Below are 2,808 nucleotides of genomic sequence, written 5' to 3' on the forward strand. Positions count from 1 at the left end.
ATGAACATGGACAAATTCATTATCCTCATTAAAACTATCAAAAACTACATCTTTAAAACCAAACAAATTCATAATATTATTATTTTGCACTTATATGCACATCCTAAATTTGGTTTTAGTTATTTTAAGTTTAGGACTAAATGCATATAAGTGCAAATTTTTTATACAAAAATATCTGTTAGAGATTTACTCCCCAATATTTGACATAGAGCCGTTAATTTTACATATTTTTAGGAATAATATTAGAAAAAATTTTTCTAGTTCATTATTTTTGTTTTTAATATTGATACATGAATTTAGATAATTAAGATTAAACAGTATTTTAAAGTTATATTAAAAATTTTAAATAAAAACAACAGAAAAACAATGTAAACGTTTTAGTGAGATTGACTATACTTTACTTAAAGAGTATATTATATCAGCTGATAAAAATGAATAAAAAATTTTAAACTAATGAGGAGGAAAAATGAATATAAGTTTTGAAAAAGGAAGATTATTAAAAACTACTGTAGCCACACTTTCTTTAGGGGCAATGTTGCTATCTTCGACAAATGTAAGTGCTATAGTTAATAAGAACTACAGAGATGTTGAAAAAGAGGTGAAAATGCATGTAGGAGGGATTAAACATGATTCGGAGTATATTTTAAAAACTAACTATGAAAAAATGGAAGATGTTATTTATAGAGCGGTAAAGCTGGCGAATAGATTAGAATATCAAGATAAGGATTATGATAAAGAAAGAGAGGAGTATATAAGAGAGTTAGGGATATATACAAGTTTCTTAACTAAAATGAAGCTTAAAAGTATTAATGAAGAGACTAATTTTGCCAAAGAATACAAAAAGTTAAAAAGCAAAGATGATGGAAGATATGCATATTTATCTAGTGGCCTTGAGCAATTAACAACAAATGAGGTTGAGTATATAAAAAGTAAGATAGAGGCAGCAATGCGATCTTTCATAAATAATGTGGCTAGAAAAAATAAGGAAAAAGAAGATTTAATTCAATATGATGCTATTCTTTATTTATATGATGGTTATACTAAAGAGTATAGAAATCAATACTATAAAGAAAGTGAAGATTTTAGAAAATATGTTGATTTAGTAAGAGAAATGCGCAAAAAACATAATCAGATATTAGCAATTTTAAAAAGTGGATATGCTACGGAGAAAGACGGTGCGGAAGAAGCTTTAGAAATGTTAGAACTTCAAAAGAATATGGTTCTTAATATAAGAGGAGAACATCCTAAAAATAATGATATATATGAGGGCGGCGACAACTATTGGGATGAAAAAATAGTAAATTTGAGATTGGCTGAAGAGGCTAATAAAAATTTAGATGAAATAATAAATGAGTTTTTTGAAACGATAGGGGAGAAAAGACCAAAAAACTTAGAAAAATTTAATTTTTCTAGTTATGAAGAAGTTAAAAATAATGAAATAGAAAGAAAAAAATATTTTAATCAACTTAAAGAAACAATAGAAGGGCAAGTAATAGAAGCTAATCAAGAGGGCAATTTAAAAAATAGAGCTGAAGTGACAGAAAAATTTGAAGAAAGTAAAAATTACATTACACCAACAGTAGAAACGCAACCGAAATTAGCAAGTAGTTCACTACTACAAAGAAACGCAAGAAATATAGGCTCTCTTCAAAAAGAGAGAAAAGAAGTAACTTTAAAAAATAGTATGGAGAATGTAAACTGTACCAACGCTATAAGCGTAGAATCTTTATCTTTAGAAAATCAAGTTCGAGGTACTATACAAGAAGATGAAGGATTTCCAACCATGGAAGCTAATAGCAATAACGAGAACAATGATGGGAATTTATCACAAAATATAGAAAATAAATCAAATGATGAAAGTAACATAGTTTTATCTTCTTTAAAAATAGTTTCAGGGAAAGTGGAAGAAGCTGAGCAATTTAAAAGCATGGAATCTAAAACGGAAGATACAGAAAAAAATTATAAGGGATCAAGTAATAGCGAAATAGAGCCATTAGAAGCTATTGATGTACAAAATCAAGAAATGATCAAAACTATAGAAAGTCAAGTTCAACCATATAAAACAATGGAGCTAAACAAAAGAAATTATAATTCAAATAATAAAAATATAGATCATCGAGCAAACTTAACAGAAGCACAAATAATTAAGATAAATGATGCTATTTCAGATTTTAGTGAAAGTAGAAATGACGCACAATTGTATTTAGGTTTTGTGAGAGAAGAAGATAGTGTAAAAAAAGAATTAATAAGATATATAGACAGTGGAGAAGAAGCTAGAAAGAAACTAGACAAGATGCTAGGCGAAGGCAAAGAAGGCGAAAATTTAGAAAGACTTATCGATATAGTAGAATCACGTGGAAATAAGCTTTCAGAAATGATAAGAAGAATTTAATAAATCAATTAAATAGGAACTGTAAATAATTTTGTGTATCAACCTAAATCCTAATATAAGGGTAAGGGTTGGTACATTTTTTATGTATCAATATGTGCTCATTTCTATTAGAAAAGAGGGTCTAGAGTTGTCAAACATATGTGACAAGAAAACCATCCAGAGACTGTGAAATAGTTTGTGTATGAAAAATCCTCCTGATAAGATAATAATGATCAGGAGGAATATTTATGTTAAGAAAAAGACCGGAAACAAGATTAAACAAAATCTCTAAGATGTTAATCGAAGAATACCAGCCGGGAACAGTACAGGAGCTACAAGAAGCACTAAAAGACCTTTTAGGCGATACAATTAAGCATTTGCTAAAAGCAGAACTAGATGAAAACCTAGACTACGAATACGGAGAAAAACCACTATCA

Annotated in this window: 1 protein-coding gene and 1 pseudogene; both read left to right on the forward strand. The window is 28.3% G+C overall.

The window, feature by feature from the left end:
* Positions 1–466: 466 nt before the first annotated feature.
* Positions 467–2,392: a hypothetical protein gene (locus SOR77_RS00435; RefSeq protein WP_320635247.1), complete on the forward strand. Its 1,926-nt coding sequence runs from the start codon at positions 467–469 to the stop codon at positions 2,390–2,392.
* A 227-nt stretch (positions 2,393–2,619) separates the two neighbouring features.
* A pseudogene (locus SOR77_RS00440) lies at positions 2,620–2,808 on the forward strand (IS256 family transposase); the annotation flags it as partial.

Source organism: Peptoniphilus sp. (assembly GCF_034090345.1).
Lineage (GTDB): Bacteria > Bacillota > Clostridia > Tissierellales > Peptoniphilaceae > Peptoniphilus.

Excerpts from the sequence above, each read along its gene's own strand:
- SOR77_RS00435 (WP_320635247.1), top strand. The coding sequence starts at position 467 with ATGAATATAAGTTTTGAAAAAGGAAGATTATTAAAAACTACTGTAGCC.